General features: G+C 37.8%; 12 protein-coding genes. 7 read left to right on the top strand and 5 right to left on the bottom strand.

From position 1 onward, the window contains the following. Positions 1 to 10: 10 nt before the first annotated feature. On the bottom strand, positions 11 to 1456 hold the full coding sequence (locus Q5794_RS26900; protein ID WP_215054903.1) for a cell wall metabolism sensor histidine kinase WalK: 1446 nt from the start codon (positions 1454 to 1456) through the stop codon (positions 11 to 13). Continuing rightward, positions 1453 to 2136 carry a response regulator transcription factor gene (locus Q5794_RS26895; RefSeq protein ID WP_374989252.1) on the bottom strand — a complete coding sequence of 228 codons (684 nt, stop codon included), beginning with the start codon at positions 2134 to 2136 and terminating at the stop codon, positions 1453 to 1455. The genes Q5794_RS26900 and Q5794_RS26895 overlap by 4 nt, the downstream gene beginning before the upstream one ends. 233 nt (positions 2137 to 2369) lie before the next feature. Between Q5794_RS26895 and Q5794_RS26890 the strand changes: the two genes are divergently transcribed. The 3 genes from Q5794_RS26890 to Q5794_RS26880 all read left to right on the top strand — a co-directional run bounded on the left by Q5794_RS26890 (position 2370) and on the right by Q5794_RS26880 (position 6512). Beyond that, entirely contained in the window at positions 2370 to 3407 is a 1038-nt protein-coding gene (locus Q5794_RS26890) for a PepSY domain-containing protein (protein WP_215054902.1), read from the top strand. Between the two features lie 192 nt (positions 3408 to 3599). Further along, positions 3600 to 4799 carry a class I SAM-dependent rRNA methyltransferase gene (locus Q5794_RS26885; protein ID WP_215054901.1) on the top strand — a complete coding sequence of 400 codons (1200 nt, stop codon included), beginning with the start codon at positions 3600 to 3602 and terminating at the stop codon, positions 4797 to 4799. Positions 4800 to 5078: 279 nt separating this feature from the next. After that, complete coding sequence (locus tag Q5794_RS26880) at positions 5079 to 6512, top strand: anion permease (RefSeq protein WP_374988576.1); 1434 nt, start codon at positions 5079 to 5081, stop codon at positions 6510 to 6512. A gap of 30 nt (positions 6513 to 6542) precedes the next feature. On the opposite strand, the gene Q5794_RS26875 is transcribed toward Q5794_RS26880, so the two are convergent. Continuing rightward, positions 6543 to 7994, bottom strand: a complete 1452-nt coding sequence (locus Q5794_RS26875) for an alpha-amylase (RefSeq protein ID WP_215054900.1) — start codon at positions 7992 to 7994, stop codon at positions 6543 to 6545. 250 nt (positions 7995 to 8244) lie between these two features. Between Q5794_RS26875 and Q5794_RS26870 the strand changes: the two genes are divergently transcribed. Further along, on the top strand, positions 8245 to 8934 hold the full coding sequence (locus tag Q5794_RS26870; protein WP_192997031.1) for a response regulator transcription factor: 690 nt from the start codon (positions 8245 to 8247) through the stop codon (positions 8932 to 8934). Next, entirely contained in the window at positions 8912 to 11161 is a 2250-nt protein-coding gene (locus Q5794_RS26865; protein WP_374988575.1) for a histidine kinase dimerization/phospho-acceptor domain-containing protein, read from the top strand. The genes Q5794_RS26870 and Q5794_RS26865 overlap by 23 nt, the downstream gene beginning before the upstream one ends. A 326-nt stretch (positions 11162 to 11487) precedes the next feature. On the opposite strand, the gene katA is transcribed toward Q5794_RS26865, so the two are convergent. Continuing rightward, positions 11488 to 12948 (bottom strand): catalase KatA, encoded by a 1461-nt coding sequence (gene katA, locus Q5794_RS26860; protein ID WP_215054898.1) that lies wholly within the window; start codon positions 12946 to 12948, stop codon positions 11488 to 11490. A 275-nt stretch (positions 12949 to 13223) separates the two neighbouring features. Beyond that, on the bottom strand, positions 13224 to 15032 hold the full coding sequence (gene cstA / locus Q5794_RS26855) for a carbon starvation protein CstA (protein ID WP_215054897.1): 1809 nt from the start codon (positions 15030 to 15032) through the stop codon (positions 13224 to 13226). A gap of 244 nt (positions 15033 to 15276) precedes the next feature. On the opposite strand from cstA, the gene proB reads away from it, so the two are divergent. Together proB and Q5794_RS26845 are read left to right on the top strand one after the other, a co-directional pair. Continuing rightward, positions 15277 to 16110 carry a glutamate 5-kinase gene (gene proB / locus Q5794_RS26850; RefSeq protein WP_251034399.1) on the top strand — a complete coding sequence of 278 codons (834 nt, stop codon included), beginning with the start codon at positions 15277 to 15279 and terminating at the stop codon, positions 16108 to 16110. Continuing rightward, positions 16107 to 17351 carry a glutamate-5-semialdehyde dehydrogenase gene (locus Q5794_RS26845; RefSeq protein ID WP_374988574.1) on the top strand — a complete coding sequence of 415 codons (1245 nt, stop codon included), beginning with the start codon at positions 16107 to 16109 and terminating at the stop codon, positions 17349 to 17351. Before proB ends, Q5794_RS26845 begins: the two co-directional genes overlap by 4 nt. Positions 17352 to 17395 lie beyond the last annotated feature (44 nt).

Here is a 17395-nt window from a genome sequence, read left to right as displayed (position 1 = left end):
ATCGTCTTTTTTACGTTAAGGGCAATACAATTTCAAAAGCAGTTCCTACATTCAATTTGCTTTTTACACGTATTTTTCCCCCGTGCAGCTCTATAATAGATGCGCTGATGGCTAAACCTAAACCTGCTCCTCCGTATGCTCGAGAACGTGAAGCATCAGCTTTGTAAAATCGTTCAAATAAATGAGGAAGGTGCTCTTGAGGAATGCCGTGACCGTTATCTTGTATTCTTAATGAAAGTTCTTTCTCGTTTACTTTTCCTATCACTTGAATAACTCCTGTAGTTGGATTTGTATGCTGTACTGCGTTGGAAAATAAGTTTAAAACAACTTGTTTAAATTGATCTTTGTTAATGTCTGATGGTAAACGGCTTGGGAAGTCGAATAAAACTTTTCTGTTCCCAGCCAATAATATGAGTTGAGGTTTCATATCTAAAATCAATTCATCTACAAAACAGCACTCTTTTTGAAACGTCGGAAGTTGATCGAGCTGAGCAAGAAGCAGAAGATCCTGAATAAGCTTGCGCAGTCTTTTGGACTCTCCATACATGCTTTTTAAGGCGTCTTTTAACTGCTCGGGATTGCTGCTAGCCCCTCTTAGTAAAACTTCTAAAAAGCCGTGAATAGATGTAAGCGGCGTGCGCAGTTCATGCGAAGCATCCGCAACAAAACGCCGCATTTGTTCTTTGGCTTCTGTTTCTGCTTTAAATGCTTTTTCAAGACGTTCAAGCATTTCATTAATAGAAAGAGAAAGGCGGTCCATTTCAATTTGTCCTTGATTAACAGGCAAGCGGTCATGCAAGCTTCCGGCATTAATATGCTCCACTTTTTTAGTAGTAATAAACAAAGGGATTAACGTCTGTTTTAAAACAGAAGAAAAAACAAAAAAAGCAATGGTCATTGCAGTAAGTGAAAGCATTAAAAAGATCATCATTTGTCTGATTAACAGGTCTCTTAGTGATTCTGTTGGAGTATTGATTTGAATAACTCCCTGGATTTCTCCGTCAAAGACAATTGGTTTTAAAACAATGACTTGCTCTTGATGACCATCGATTTTTTTTATGAGGCTCATCGTGTTGTCCGGCTGTTTGATGTTTTTCATTACTTGTTTGTATGTAGATGCAGAAAGCTTGGGAAAGTAAGAATGATGTGGATCCTTAGCCAGCCGTAAAAATGTGCTCTTTTGATTAATAAAGGTAATATTAACACCCGGGAAATAAACCATGGGTCTTGATCTTTTTACATTCTGGCTTGTTTCAATATCATGTTTCCAGACATCATCGGGAATCAAGTGAATTTGGTCTTCGATGCTTTTAATTTTATTCGTGTAAATAAATTGCTTCATGAACACGTATTGAAACAAGCCTATCAGTATCAGTAAACTCAAAATAACAAGCAAACTTCTGAATAAGAGCTGAAGGCGAAGAGAGTTCAGCGGAAAGAACCGTTTGTATTTCATGAAATATCAATCCGGTATCCTACACCGCGAAGCGTTCGAATGACGGTTCGGCTATGGTCCTGTAATTTTTCTCTCAGTGATCGAATGTATACTTCTACAATGTTTTCTTCTCCTCCAAAATCATAACCCCACACCCGATCCAAGATGGTGGATTTACTTAGTACGAGACCATGATTAATAACCAAGAATTTTAAGAGTGCATATTCAGTAGGGGATAAATCAAGTATGTGATTAAGGTATTTAATTTCTTTGCGGCGGTCATCAATTTTAAATGGACCAATTGATACTTCGTCTAATAAGTTGGGAAATTGATTGCGGATTCTAGCTTGAATGCGCGCAAGAAGTTCTTCAAAACTGAAAGGTTTGACCATATAATCATCTGCTCCAATAGTCAGCCCTTTTACCCGATCGTTTACTTGATCTTTTGCTGTTAGCATGATGACAGCTATATTCCCCATTTTCTTCAACAAGCGGCATACTTCAAATCCATCCATTCCTGGAAGCATAATATCTACAATAGCGATATGAGGATTGAATTCTTTGGCTATATTAATTCCTTCAATTCCGTCTTGGGCAGCTTTGATATCAAATCCTTCATTCGTTAAACCTAAAGATAAAAATTGTAAAATAGTTGGTTCGTCATCTATAAGCAAGACTTTAATTCCTTTTAGTTGTTCCATCATGGTGAAAACTCCTTTGCTCCTCTACTTTCTATTATGCTTTTTTATCTGAAACAGCACTGAATAATAGCTGAAAGCAAGCTGAAAAATAGTAGCTATTCTTATATCTTCAGCTAACTTTAAGCTTCTATTCGTCTTATTCTCAGAAATCTTTTGCATAATGAACGGCGTACTAGATAAAACACCATAAATTAGATGGAAAGTCTAATGGTGAAAGAGGAGGAAATTTAAGGATGATTAAATGGGCAAAAGTATTGTCTACGTCTGCTTTAGGAACTGCAATTGCATTTAGCTCTATTACAACAAGTCACGCTGCAGAAATGAAGACAGCGAAAGCAGAAACAACTGAGCATGTGCGTATCTCGCAAGCTCAGGCAAAAGGTATTGCTCTGCAAGATTGCGAAGGGACGGTCACATCTACGGAATTTAAGCAGGAATCAAGTGTGTATGTAATTACAATTGTAACGAATAACCTGGAGCAAAGAATCGTAGAAGTAAATGCAAGTACTGGAAAAGTAGTAAACAAGCAAGAAGTCAAGTTATGGACACAAAATCAAGTGAAAGAATCTGTTTCTAAGCAGTATAAAGGCGTTATTCAATCTATTACATTTAACAAAGAAACGCGTGAATATACGTTAACCATAGTAGATGGCAGAGTAGAATATACGCTAACCGTTGATGGTCTAACGGGGAAAGTCATTCATGAGAATAAAAACGAGCTGCAGCTAATGTCAGAGCAAAAAATAAAAGAAGCAATTGTTAAACAATATAGTGGTTACGTCTATAGTCTAGAGTTTAAAGAATCCGCTAGTCAGTATATTGCAGTGATTCTTAAAGATAGCACTCAATATACAGTAACGTTAGATGCTTTCACCGGAAAAGTAGTTAATACTTCTCAGCAAACAGTGAAGCTATTAACGAGACAAGATGCAAAAGATCTTGCATTGGCTACATATGCAGGTAAGGTGAGAATGGTAGAATATGATCAAAACGCAGCGATTTTTACAGTGAAAATAATCAAAGATAATACGGAATACACAGTCACAATCGATGCGGTTTCGGGTGAAATCACACAGGTAAAACAAGCTAAGCTTCAGCCATTAACTGAGAACGCTGTAAAAGTTCTTGCTTTAAAACATCAAGAAGGAAAAGTAAAGCATATTGAGCTTATAACAGAAAACTCAATAACTGTATACGTAGTAACGGTAGCGAGCGGAAGCAGGCAGCAGACGCTTAAGTTCGATGCTTATACAGGACAAGAGTGCTCATAATTTTTTATCTTAAAACATAAAATATACATTTCATTTTTCATTCATATCAAGCAGAGGGTGCTTCAAGGCATCCTCTGCTTTTCTATTTATAACTAGAAACGGGGCTGTTTATCTATGTTAAGATAAATGTAGATTATTGTTGTAAAATGGATAGAACCAGAATGAAATAAATTAAATAGATAGGGTGTACACATGAGAAAAGAAGTACAAGTTATAGCCAAAGAAGCTTTTATTAAAAAAGTGAACAAGGGTTATCCACTCATTGAAAAAGATGCGCTTGTTGATGGTCATAAACTGCAAGAAGAAGGGGTTATTATTAACTTAGTCACTCCCAAGAATCAATTTTTAGCCAAAGGCTACTATGGAAAACAAAACAAAGGCTACGGATGGATTCTTACGAAGAAGAAAAGTGAGCAAATTGACGCGGCATTTTTTGCAAGAAAAATTCAGCGAGCTATTGCTTCTCGTCATGACTTTTATGCGTCTGAAGACACAACTGCTTTTCGCGTATTTAATAGTGAAGGTGACGGAATCGGCGGCTTGATTATTGATTATTATGACGGATATTACGTTATGAGTTGGTATAGTGAAGGAATTTATCAATTTAAAGAATACGTTATTGAAGCCTTAAAGTCTGCGCCTAACTTTAAAGGGCTGTATCAAAAAAAACGTTTTAATGTCAAAGGACAGTACATTGAAGAAGATGATTTTGTAGCAGGGGATAAAGGTGAATTCCCTTTAATTATAAAAGAAAATGGTATTCGTTTTGCCGTTTACTTAAATGACGGAGCGATGGTGGGAGTCTTTTTAGATCAGCGAGACGTCCGTAAAACGATTCGAGATAAATATGCAAAAGGAAAGACCGTGCTAAATATGTTTTCGTATACAGGCGCATTTTCAGTGGCGGCCGCTCTTGGAGGAGCTGCGAAAACAACAAGTGTCGATTTAGCCAATCGCAGCTTGGCAAAAACAATTGAGCAATTTAGTGTAAATGGAATTGATCAAGAAGCACAGGACATTATCGTAGAAGATGTTTTCAAGTATTTTAAATATGCGGTCAAGAAGAACATGACCTTCGATCTTGTGGTGCTAGATCCGCCAAGCTTTGCTAAGTCGAAAAAGCATACGTTTAGCGCGGCAAAAGACTACAAAGATTTATTAAAAGAAGCCATTGCGCTTACAAAGCCAAACGGTGTCATTGTAGCATCTACGAATGCAAGCAATTTTGATATGAAAAAATTCCATTCGTTTATTGAAAAAGCTTTTAATGAAAAAGGGGAACGGTACAAAATGATGGAGCAGTTCGCTCTTCCATCTGATTTTAAAACAATAAAAGAATTTAAGTCAGGTAATTATTTAAAAGTCGTGTTTATTCAAAAAATAAATCGCTAAATGCAAGGCTGCATGATGAACTCATGCAGTTTATTTATTTTAGATAAAATAACGCTTACAAGCCATTTTGCAGGGAATAAAATGAAGGTAGGAGATAAATATTGTCAATATATATGATAAAATAATAAAGCAATTATGCTCAACACTTCACAATTTTACAATATCATCCTTACGAAACGTATTTTTACAATTATTTTATTTTAAATGGGATAAGTATTGGGTACGAAGTAGAAAGAGCATACTACTACTATTATTAAAAAACATGAAAGGAGAAAGATTATGGCTGAAACAACAAAAAAGCCTGCCGGCGAAGTGAAATTTGTTCCTTTATTAATTTGTCTGGCAATCGGACTTGTTTTATGGTTTATTACACCTCCATCCGGACTTGATGTGAAGGCTTGGCACTTATTCGCTATTTTTGTGGCTACTATCGTAGGGCTTATCATTAAACCATTGCCATTAGGCAGTGTAGCTATTTTATCTTTAACCATTATTGTATTAACTAATACATTAACACTTGAACAATCGCTCAGCGGTTTTCAAAATACGACGATTTGGTTAATCGTTATTGCATTCTTTATTTCTAGAGGTTTTATTAAGACTGGTCTAGGAACAAGGGTTGCCTATATCTTCGTTCGTTTGTTCGGTAAAAAGACGTTGGGGCTATCTTATTCTCTTATCGTAAGTGACTTACTTTTATCACCTGCAATGCCGTCTAATACAGCACGAGCTGGAGGAATTATTCTTCCAATCATTCGTTCTTTATCCGAAACATATGGATCGAGAACTGGAGACGGTACGGAGCGCAGAGTCGGTGCTTTCTTAACAAAAGTATCGTTTCAAGGAGATATGATCACATCCGCTATGTTCGTAACAGCAATGGCGGCCAATCCTCTTGCTGTTAAAATGACGGAACAAATTACAGGAAAGACTATTTCATGGGTTGGCTGGGCAGCGGCTGCAATTGTACCTGGAATTATTAGTTTAATTGTTATTCCGCTTGTTATTTATAAGCTGTATCCGCCAGAATTAAAAGAAACACCGGAAGCATCTGAAATTGCAGTAAAAAAATTAAATGAGATGGGTCCGCTAAAGAAAGAAGAATGGTACATGATTGGCGTATTTTTACTTCTTCTTGTGCTGTGGATTTTTGGCGCTAATTTAAATATTAATGCAACAACAACTGCTTTTATTGGTCTATGTACGCTGCTTTTAACGCAAGTATTAAGCTGGTCGGACATCAAAAAAGAACAGGGAGCATGGGATACATTAGTTTGGTTTGCTGTTTTGGTTATGATGGCAACCTTCTTAAATGATCTAGGCATGATTCCTTGGTTCAGTGATCTGATGAAAGGAACTGTTAGTCATATGTCTTGGATGACGGCGTTGATTGTACTAGCTGTTGCGTATTTTTATTCTCACTACTTTTTTGCGAGTAATACGGCTCACGTCAGCGCTATGTACGCAGCATTTTTATCTGTCATCGTGGCCGCTGGTGCGCCTCCGTTACTGTCAGCATTAATTTTAGCGTTCTTTAGCAATTTATTTGGCTGTTTAACTCACTACGGCAGTGGACCGGCACCGGTGTTCTTCGGTAGTGGATATGTAACGCAGCAAAAATGGTGGTCGCTCGGCTTTTTAATTTCAATTATTCATATTATCATTTGGATTGGAATTGGCGGCTTGTGGTGGAAACTGCTAGGTCTATGGTAAAAAAAACAGTGGCGCAGGCCACTGTTTTTTTTATGCTTCAGCCCAAACGGATACAGAGCCGCCATTTACAGGGAACTGTGCGTAGCCATCTTCTTCAATCACAACTTGATCTTCTCGATTGTTTGTGAAATCAATCCACGTTTGTCCACTTCGGTGTTCGCCGACGAACATTCTCTTTTCACCATCTTCGCTGTTTGACATCACCACAGCGCATCCAGACTTCTCGAATTCCTCTACACCATGCCGTACCCATCCAATAGTATTCGGGTGGTCAAAATAATCGTCTTGCTGGCCGTATGCTTTGTCATAGCGTACATGCAAGAGAGCGGAAATATCTTTTTCTTTTCCCTCAATTGGGTGCTCTCCGCCTATCCCAAAATAGTCTCCGTAAAACACACAAGGATAGCCGTCTTCACGAAGTAAAATTAGAGCGTAAGCACTTTGTTTGAACCAATCTTCTACCCAAGATTCTAAAGATTCATTTGGCTGAGAGTCATGGTTATCTACAAATGTGACAACATTCAACGGGTGAGTCTTGACTAATGTATCATCAAAAATCGTGGTTAAATCAAAATCTCTTCCTTGCTGAGAGGCTTCATGCAGTTTATAGTGCAGCGATACGTCAAACAAATCGATTTGATAATCAATCACGTCTAGGAATTCCTGACAGGCTGTTAACTCTGGGTTCCAAAACTCTCCTACAAAATAAAATGGCTTTTCTTGAGAAGAGGACAATTCGTGGGCAAACTCTTTAATAAAATCGTGGTTAATATGTTTAATGGCGTCTAATCGATAACCGTCGCACTGCAGAGTGTCTGCTAACCATTTTCCCCATTTGATCATTTCTTCTCGAACTTCAGGGTGATCGTAATCAATATTCGCAAACATTAAATAATCGTAGTTGCCAAACTCTTGATCGACATTTTCGTTCCAGCTTTTGTTTTCCCCGGCAATACGAAAAACGCCTTCTTTTCCATTTTTATCATCGTAATCAGTGCCGTTAAAATGATTAAAGTTCCATTTGAAAGAAGAATATTGATCGCCGCGCCCTTCAAATGTAAACTTTGTCCACCCTTCAATTTCAAAAGGTTCAGAAATTTCTTCTGTTCGGTTCATGGGGTCCACTTCAATGACATGGAACGTTTCTTTTTCATCTGCTGCAGCTTTATGATTCATTACAATATCCACATAGACATTAATTCCATGATTATGACAGGCATCAATCGCTTCATGCAGCTCTTGCTTGGTTCCATACTTTGTACGAACGGTTCCTTTTTGATCAAATTCGCCAAGATCGTATAAGTCGTAAACGCCGTAGCCATTATCTTCTGATGAAACACCTTTTGTAACCGGGGGTATCCACACGGAATCAATTCCTTGTTCTTTTAGTTGAGGAGCGAGCTCTTTGAGGCGTTGCCAATGCTCGCCATCAGCTGGCACATGCCATTCGAAAAATTGCATAATTGTATGATTCCGTTCCAAGTTAAATCATCCTCCTTTTAAATAAAAAGATATAATCGCTCATGGATAGTTCTTTAAAATCAAATGAGGAATTGATTATATTTTTTCTTTTAACGTTCCTGTTATCCCTATTCTTTAAACCTTTTTCAACATATGAAGCTTAAGAAAATCTTAAGATTTCCCCTTCCTTTTTCTTAAGAAATGCAGTTTACAATAAAATCCATAGACGAAATGACCCATGATATACTTTTGAAAGGAGTGTGAGAAATCAATGAACGAATATGTGGTTTTAGTCGTAGACGATGAGCAAGAAATCCGTAATGGTATTGCTATTTATTTAAAAAATGAAGGTATTAAAGTCTTTACGGCCAAAGATGGAATCGAAGCCATAGAGATACTAAATAAAGAAAAAGTTCACTTAATTATTCTTGATATTATGATGCCAAGGCAAGATGGCATTTCAACGACGTTTAAAATCCGAGAACAAAAAAATATCCCGATTATTATGCTGAGCGCTAAAAGCGAAGATGCAGATAAAGTGCTCGGTCTGCAGGTAGGAGCAGATGATTATGTGACAAAGCCTTTTAATCCATTAGAACTGATAGCGAGAGTCAAATCACAGTTAAGAAGATATGTGACATTAGGTACATATGAGGAAACAAAGACGATTGATATCCGAGGTCTTGCACTTGATATTGAGGCTAAGTCCGTCACTCTTGATGGGGTATTCATTAAGCTGACTCCCATTGAGTATAAAATTGTAGAGTTATTAATGAGAAATGCAGGGAGAGTTTTTTCCATACATGATATTTATGAACGCGTATGGAATGAACCAGGCTACAACGCAGAAAACACAGTAGCGGTACACATTAGAAAAATAAGAGAAAAAATTGAGATTGAACCAAAAAATCCGAGATATGTAAAGGTTGTGTGGGGACTTGGATACAAAATGGAAAAGTAGCGTCATCTCAGCTATAGGGATTATCTTGTTTTTATTTGGTTTAGGAGCAACTATTTCTTCAATTAGTAACGTGCATAATCTATTAAAAACAAACTATTTACAAAAAAGCAGCTATGTAAAATCAGAAGACTTCAAAAAACAAATAAGTCGTTTTACAAATGATCTCTACCTTTTAGAATTGACACAAAAAGATAAGAATACCGTTAATGCAAATAAGATAACAGAAGAAGAGATTGAGTCGTATCGATATACGGAAGGAACATTAACAGAACAAATAAAAAATGTGCACGATAAATATGAAGAAAAAATAGAAGACGCTAAGCAGGCAAAGAGCAAAAACGTTGAAGCTGCCTATGCAAAACAGCAGGATCTAGAAATTAAAAACATTCAAAAAAAGTTCCAAGATGATCAATTTATTCGAGAAGAAATAGTAAAAAACAAAAAACTCGAAATGAAGAAACTTTATGATGAAGCTTTTGATCGACAAAAAACATTATCTCAATATAAAAAAGACATCATGTATTATTTAAAAGGTAGGAATACAAACAAAATATACACGAACATCCAAAACGCAGGCAAAGAAGATGTTAATCAATTAGTAAAACAGAAAAATATATTGTATAAACATACTTATTCAGCTCAATCACCGCTTGTGTTTCAAGCAGATGAATATAAAAATTCATCGTTAAGCAGTGAGGCAGAATCAGAGATCCCAACCCGGTATTTAAAGCAGAGGTTTACGGGTATAATTGCTGTTCCTGAAAAAGAAACCTTCATTAGTCCTTTATTTGATGAGTATAACTATTATCATCATCAAAATGTAGCGTTTCTCGTGTATGCGTTGTCAGGGATACTAGCTCTGTTAATAGGTTACTTTATTTATAAAAAAACAATAACTGGACATTTAAAAGAAATAACCAGACAAACTGCAGTACAGAGGGTTTATAAAAAAACACCTTTAGATATTTGTATAATTGTTTTTCTTTTATACTCATTTTTTACATTAAGTCTAGTTCTGAACGGCTATCCTGCTTCATTATTAGAGTCATATAAGCATGTTGCTACGTTCTTCTTTTATATGATAGCAATATCCATAGCTATTTCCCTATGGGCACTTCAAGTATTTCTACTGTTTCAGCGTATGCGCACAATAGATGATATAAAAGAAGAATATAAAAGAACGTGTGTTTATCAAGTAATTTATTTTCTTCAATTTATTTTTATTATCAGACATATTGGCATGCATATAATGGTTGTAGTGCTGCTTTTAGTTTTTGCCGTGTTTGCTGTTGCAGCTCTATTGACTAGTGGATCTATGTTTGCAGAACAAGTATCCATACTATACTTAGCTGTTGGAAGTGTTGTAGGAGTGGTTACCTTGATACTGCTTATGCTACGAATTAATTATTTAAATAAAATTATTATTTCAATTGATCGAATCGCCACAGCCGAGTGGAAAGAGCCGTTACCTATCAAAGGAAAATCAGCTTTGACTCAAGCAGCGATAAATATAAATCATATCCAGCAGCAGATTCAAACATCTCAGCATGTTCAAGTTAAAAGTGAACGCTTGAAAACAGAGTTAATTACCAACGTCAGTCACGATTTAAGAACACCATTGACTTCTATTATGACATATACAGCGTTGCTAAAGTCGCAAGATCTTACTTCGGACGAACAACATGCTTACGTTGAAATTATTGACCGTAAATCAAAACGTTTACAAACACTTATTGATGATTTATTTGAAGTGTCAAAAATGGCAAGTGGAAATGTAGAATTGCATAAAGATAAAATTGATATTAACCAGCTTCTTCATCAGGCTTTAGCTGAATATGATGAAGCAATTGAAGATTCAACTCTGCAATTTCGTATTCAATCTCTCGAAAAGCCGATATTTGCTACTGTAGATGGTCAAAAATTATGGAGAGTATTTGACAATTTGATAGAGAATATATTGAAATATTCACTTGAACAAACGCGTGTCTATATTTCTGTTCAAGAAATAAACGAACAAGTGAAACTAACATTTAAAAATGTAAGTAAATATGAATTAAATGAGCAGGCAGATGAGCTGTTTGAACGATTTAAAAGAGGGGACACTTCAAGACAAACCAATGGCTCCGGACTTGGGTTAGCTATTGCTAAGTCAATTATTGATTTGCACGGAGGAGAACTGAATATTGAAATTGACGGAGATTTATTTAAAGTAACGATTACTCTTTAATGTGAGTGAATATAAACATCATATCTAGTAAAAAAAGAGAAGCAACCTCATTATGCTGGTTGCTTCTCTTTTTTTAGCGTTCGTAATTTTATTCCGCAACCGCAAAGCGTACTGTGCTTTAGTACTTTTATTTCTCTATCACACTGATTACATCTTATTTCTTGTCCAATCATTTCTTCATTCCTTCCTCTTTTTACAAGAATTTAAATAAGTATCCATAAAATATGGATACTTATTTAGTGATAAAATGTTAAACTAATTGAGAATAAAAGATAATCTACAATGAGAAAAATACCTTTATTTTTTCATCTGGAAAACTGATATCTTTATTTTACTTGCTGCGGAACAGATAACCCTAAACCGTCTGCAACGCGTGTTCCATACTCTGGATCCGCTTTGTAGAAGTGCTGGATTTGACGCAGTTTAATCTCTTCTTTTTCTACAGGCTTCATAGCTTCAACGATGTTTGCAACTAGTCGTGTACGTTCGTCTTCGCTTAGAAGGCGGTATAAGTCACCCGCTTGCGTGTAATGGTCGTTATGATCATATGCAACACTATCGGCAACGCCTGAAACAGGGTATGCCGCTTGTTTGTTTTTATGAGATTCTGTCGGACCGCCAAAGCTGTTTGGCTCATAGTAAACAGAACGGCCGCCGTTATCGTCAAAGCGCATTTGACCGTCACGCTGATAGTTATTTACTTCATTGCGCGGACGGTTAATCGGTAGCGCTTGATGGTTAGCACCCACGCGGTAGCGATGTGCATCGCTGTATGCGAATAGTCGACCTTGCAGCATTTTATCAGGTGATACGTCAATTCCCGGTACAAGCGTTCCAGGTGAGAATGTAGCTTGCTCCACTTCGGCAAAATAATTTTCTGGATTGCGGTCCAAGACCATGCGACCTACTTCAATTAACGGATAGTCTTTTTGTGACCAAACCTTTGTTACGTCAAACGGATCAAAGCGATACGTGTCAGCGTCTTCTAATGGCATAATCTGAACGTACAGCTTCCATGAAGGGAAATCGCCTTTTTCAATGGCATTAAATAAATCTTCAGTATGATAATCTGGATTTTCACCAGCTAGCTTTGCAGCTACGTCTGGAGAGAGATTTTTTACGCCTTGCTCTGTTTTAAAGTGATATTTTACCCAAACGCCATCTCCTTCGGCATTAACCCATTTAAATGTGTGGCTGCCAAATCCATGCATATGGCGTAAAGTTGCCGGGATACCGCGGTCAGACATTAAAATAGAAACTTGATGCAAAGATTCAGGAGATAAAGACCAGAAATCCCAAACGGCCGTCGGGTTTTTTAAATGTGTGCGTGGATCGCGTTTTTGTGTATGAATAAAGTCAGGAAATTTAATCGCATCTCGGATGAAAAATACAGGTGTATTATTTCCAACTAAGTCGTAGTTTCCTTCTTCTGTATAAAATTTAACAGCAAACCCGCGAGGGTCGCGAACGGTATCTGCTGAGCCGTTTTCACCAGCTACTGTTGAAAAGCGAACAAATAGAGGCATTCGTTTTCCTACTTCAGAAAGGAAAGCTGCTTTTGTATAGGCTGAAACATCATTTGTCACTTCAAAATAGCCGTGGGCACCGGCGCCTTTTGCGTGTACGACGCGTTCAGGAACACGCTCTCGGTTAAAATGGGCTAATTTCTCTAAAAGGTGAACATCTTGAATTAAAGTAGGGCCGCGTGAACCAGCGGTCATTGAATTTTGATTATCTCCAACCGGAGCTCCCCAACTAGTCGTTAGGTTATTCTTGTTTGTTGTCATCTTAGAACCACCTCTTATTTGAATTTTATTATGTTAGAAATAATAATAACATTTTTAAATAAAAAATCAATACTAAATTATAATTATTATAATTTAAAGTGTTAATTTTGAGATGTAGTCAATGGGGTATATAGCATGTGAAGTGTACGAACTATTTTAAAAATTTTCTGTATAGTATATTTAGTTTAATAATAAAAATGCCTGGTGTGCAATTATTTTGACCGGCTATTACCATATCAAAAACACGCTTGCTTATATAAGCAAGCGTGTTCGTTTTATATATTTTGTGTTAAGTTTGCTTTCGCTGCCAGCTCAGCCTGAGGCGTGCGCCAAAGCTGTGTCCATTTTTGAATCGCGGCTATCATAATAATGAGACCGAGTATAAGCATGACGATTGAAAGAGTCGCATTTAATATGCTGTAACCTGCCGCAGCTTCATTTAAATACACATTCTTAACCATCCAATAACCTGCGTAGTTAACCGTTACGTAAAGGTAGGCTAATGGAATAAGGCAAGTAAGCATATAGGAGCGTTTATCTGCAATTCTAAGAATGACGGTTGCTCCAATAATTAAACCAATAGAAGCCATTAACTGATTCGATACGCCGAACAGCGCCCAAACGGAGCCAATATCTCCTGAGAATAATAAGTACCCCCACATAAAACAGGCTAGGGCGCTTGCAAAAATGGACCCGGGAAGCCAGTCTACTCGCTTCAAAGGCTTATAAAATTCACCGAAAAAGTCTTGAATTAAATAGCGGGAAACGCGTGTGCCAGCGTCGATAGCAGTTAAAATAAACACTGCTTCAAACATAATGACGAATTGGAAAAAATAAGAAGACAGGTGGCTGAACCAAGGAATTTCCGTGAAGATATACGTCATTCCTACAGCCAGTGTAACAGCGCCGCCTGTACGGCCTTCTAAGTTTAGACCAATCTCTTGGCTAAGCTGAGGAAGAGCTGTCACGTTCATACCGAGCGTTTTAAACACTTCAGGTGTAGAGTTGATTGCAAAATAGTCTCCAGGATGTAAAGCTGTTGCGGCAATTAATGCCATAATTCCTACCAAGCATTCGACTAACATCGCCCCGAAGCCTACAACTTTAATGTCACTCCAACGGTCGAGCATCTTAGGGGTTGTCCCTGAACCAACAAATGCATGGAAGCCGGAAATAGCACCGCAGGCGATCGTAATGGAAATGAACGGCCACACAGGTCCTGCTAAAATAGGGCCGCCTCCGTGAATAAATTCAGTAACTGCAGGAAATGGAATTGCTGGGTTTACGAAAAACACGCCTACAATCAGCGCGATAAAGACGCCGATCTTCATAAAGCTGCTTAAATAATCTCGAGGTGCTAAAAGCAGCCAAACGGGCAAGGCCGCTGCGAAAAATGCATAAACGGGAAGAATAATTGAAAGTGTTTTAATATCTAGCGTTAAAAAATCTCCTAAAGCTGTTCCTTGAATATAAGGACCGCTAAATACGGCGATTAAAATTAAAATGAAGCCGACTGTAGAAGCCGCTTTTAAATTACCGGTTTTTTTGTGGTAGATACCTACCCCCATTGCGATTGGAATCGTAATTCCAACAGCGAACGTACCCCAAGGATTTTTCTCAAGTGCGTGTAGCACGACCATAGACAAACCGGCCATTGTGATGGTAATGATAAAAAGCATGGCTAAGCCTGTACAAAAACCAGCGACGGGCCCTAGTTCTTTTTTAGCCACTTCTGAAAGCGATTGGCCTTTTTGGCGCATAGATGCAAATAACACAACTGCATCGTGAACAGCTCCTCCGATTACAGCTCCGATTAAAAGCCACAGCAGTCCGGGCAAATAGCCAAACTGAGCTGCTAAAATAGGTCCAACAAGCGGACCCGCAGCTGCAATAGCTGCAAAGTGATGACCAAATGTTACCCATCGGTTGGTTGGCACATAATCTTTCCCATCTTCAAGCTCATGTGCCGGCGTTTTTTGCGCATCGTTTAGTTTCAAGACTTTAACAGCCATGAATGTTCCGTATAGCCGATACGCAATCATTAAAATACAGATAGATCCAATAACAATCGTAACCGCATTCATTACAAATCCCCCTATCCCTTAGTTGTCTGATGTTTGTACTACTACACAACGTTATGTAATTGTGTGTTCCCCTTACAACTTTCATTATAAAAGAAGAAAGCGCTTTTATCACCAGTTTTTCCCTTAATTATTTAAAAAATTAGAAAGTTCAAATTCCCTTTGAAAAACTATAAGACTTTTCGCATAATCTCTGCTATAATTTTTAAAAAAATTAGTACGCATTTAGGTGTTTTTAGTTAGGGAGATGAAAAGAGTGAACCATCGTCAAGAGTTACAAAATAGCAAGCGTATTGTAGTCAAAGTAGGGACATCTACGTTGACCTATGATAATGGAGATATTAACTTAGCACGCATTGAAAAAATAGCGCGTGTTTTATCTGATTTAATGAATGCAGGAAAGGAAGTTGTGCTTGTTACATCAGGTGCCGTTCAAGTGGGAGTAAAAAAACTAAAGTTAAAAGAAAAGCCGACTTCTATTCGAGAAAAACAAGCAGCGGCCTCTGTCGGGCAATGTGAGCTTATGCATATCTATAGTAAATTCTTTGGTGAGTACAGTCACATTGTTGGTCAAGTACTGTTAACGAAAGATGTAATCGAAGATGAACATGTGCGCAATAACGTTGTGAACACGTTTGAAAAATTAATTGAAGACAAAGTGATTCCTATTGTTAATGAAAACGATACAGTTGCAATCGATGAGATTGAAAACATCGTGCGTTTTGGAGATAACGATAATTTATCCGCCATTGTTTCAGTTTTGATTCACGCAGATTTACTTGTTATTTTATCTGATATTGACGGTTTCTTTGATTCAGATCCCACAAAAAACCCTAACTCTAAATTAATGAAAGTAATAGATGGCATCACACCGGAGCTTGAGAATTTTGCTGGAGATAGTGGAACTGACGTTGGAACAGGCGGAATGGTCACAAAGCTTACCGCTGCTAAAACAGCTACAAGTGCAGGCGTGAGCTTAATCTTAGCAAATGGTAAAGAGCCAAGTATTTTGCGAGATATTATTGAAGGCCAAGAAATTGGAACGTTATTCTTAAAACAAGCTGAAGGAGTAATGAAATGAGTGAATTGCAGCTTAAAGGAAAGCAGGCAAAAGATGCCTCTTATTTCTTAGGAAATGTAACGAGTGAACAAAAACAGCAAGCGCTTTATAAAATGGCGGCTGCTTTATTGAGTCAGCAAGAAGCGATTTTAAAAGCCAATGAATTAGACATAGAAAAAGCCGTTCAAAAAGGCATGTCAAAAGCGATGTTAGATCGTCTATCTTTAAATGAAGAACGGATTCATGGAATGGCAGACGGCCTGCGCCAAGTAGCTGCGCTTGCGGATCCAGTAGGAGAAGTGCTGTCTATGGCGAAGCGACCAAATGGCTTACAAATTGGGCAGCAGCGTGTACCCATTGGTGTCATAGGAATTATTTATGAAGCGCGTCCAAACGTTACGTGTGATGCAGCAGGCTTATGCTTAAAAGCAGGAAATGCAGTTATTTTGCGCGGAGGCAGCGAGGCGTTTTATTCGAATCAAGCGATTGTTTCTGTATTATCTCAAGCTGCGGCAAGTGCAGGATTGCCTGAGCATAGCGTACAGCTTATTGAAGATACGTCGAGAGAAACAGCACTGGAGTTAATGAAGCTAAATGAATATATCGATGTATTAATTCCTCGAGGCGGTGCTGGTTTAATTGAAGCGGTGGTAAAAAATGCAACGGTTCCCGTTATTGAGACAGGAACTGGGAACTGCCACATTTATGTTGATGAAGAATATGACGGTGACATGGCGGCCAATATTGTCATTAATGCAAAAACATCTCGTCCAGCGGTGTGTAACTCAGCTGAAAAGCTGATTATTCATGAACGAGCGGCTCATGAATTTTTGCCGATTATTGTTCAAGCGCTACGAGAGAAAGATGTAGAATTACGCGGTGATGAACGTGCGCTAACAATCGTTCCAGATCTTGTTCCGGCAGGAAATGAGGATTGGAAGAAAGAATATTTGGATTTCATCATGGCGGTTAAAATCGTAGATGATATCGATGAAGCGATTTCCCATATTAATGTTCATAGTTCACATCACTCTGAAGCGATTGTAACAACAAATTATGCTCATGCTCAGCGTTTTTTACAGCGCGTTAATTCAGCCGCTGTTTATGTGAATGCTTCAACGAGGTTTACAGACGGAGAAGAGTTTGGTTTCGGGGCAGAAATCGGAATTAGTACACAAAAGCTTCATGCGCGTGGACCGATGGGATTAAAGGAATTAACAACGCTAAAATATATTATTTACGGAGATGGACAAATTCGATAAAAAGAAGAGGCTGGGACGAAAGTATTTTAGACGAAGTGAAAAAC

The organism is Priestia megaterium, assembly GCF_041941685.1.
In the GTDB taxonomy this organism is placed as follows: Bacteria; Bacillota; Bacilli; order Bacillales; family Bacillaceae_H; genus Priestia; species Priestia megaterium_C.
The sequence above is the reverse complement of the archived record's forward strand: the minus strand, read 5'-3'. Positions and strand labels throughout refer to the sequence as shown.

What these genes read in the sequence shown, in the direction of transcription:
- Q5794_RS26895 (WP_374989252.1), bottom strand. Translation starts at nt 2,136, where the DNA reads ATGGAACAACTAAAAGGAATTAAAGTCTTGCTTATAGATGACGAACCA.
- katA (WP_215054898.1), bottom strand. Translation starts at nt 12,948, where the DNA reads ATGACAACAAACAAGAATAACCTAACGACTAGTTGGGGAGCTCCGGTT.
- Q5794_RS26900 (WP_215054903.1), bottom strand. Translation starts at nt 1,456, where the DNA reads ATGAAATACAAACGGTTCTTTCCGCTGAACTCTCTTCGCCTTCAGCTC.
- Q5794_RS26880 (WP_374988576.1), top strand. Translation starts at nt 5,079, where the DNA reads ATGGCTGAAACAACAAAAAAGCCTGCCGGCGAAGTGAAATTTGTTCCT.
- Q5794_RS26870 (WP_192997031.1), top strand. Translation starts at nt 8,245, where the DNA reads ATGAACGAATATGTGGTTTTAGTCGTAGACGATGAGCAAGAAATCCGT.
- Q5794_RS26885 (WP_215054901.1), top strand. Translation starts at nt 3,600, where the DNA reads ATGAGAAAAGAAGTACAAGTTATAGCCAAAGAAGCTTTTATTAAAAAA.
- cstA (WP_215054897.1), bottom strand. Translation starts at nt 15,032, where the DNA reads ATGAATGCGGTTACGATTGTTATTGGATCTATCTGTATTTTAATGATT.
- Q5794_RS26845 (WP_374988574.1), top strand. Translation starts at nt 16,107, where the DNA reads ATGAGTGAATTGCAGCTTAAAGGAAAGCAGGCAAAAGATGCCTCTTAT.
- Q5794_RS26890 (WP_215054902.1), top strand. Translation starts at nt 2,370, where the DNA reads ATGATTAAATGGGCAAAAGTATTGTCTACGTCTGCTTTAGGAACTGCA.
- proB (WP_251034399.1), top strand. Translation starts at nt 15,277, where the DNA reads ATGAAAAGAGTGAACCATCGTCAAGAGTTACAAAATAGCAAGCGTATT.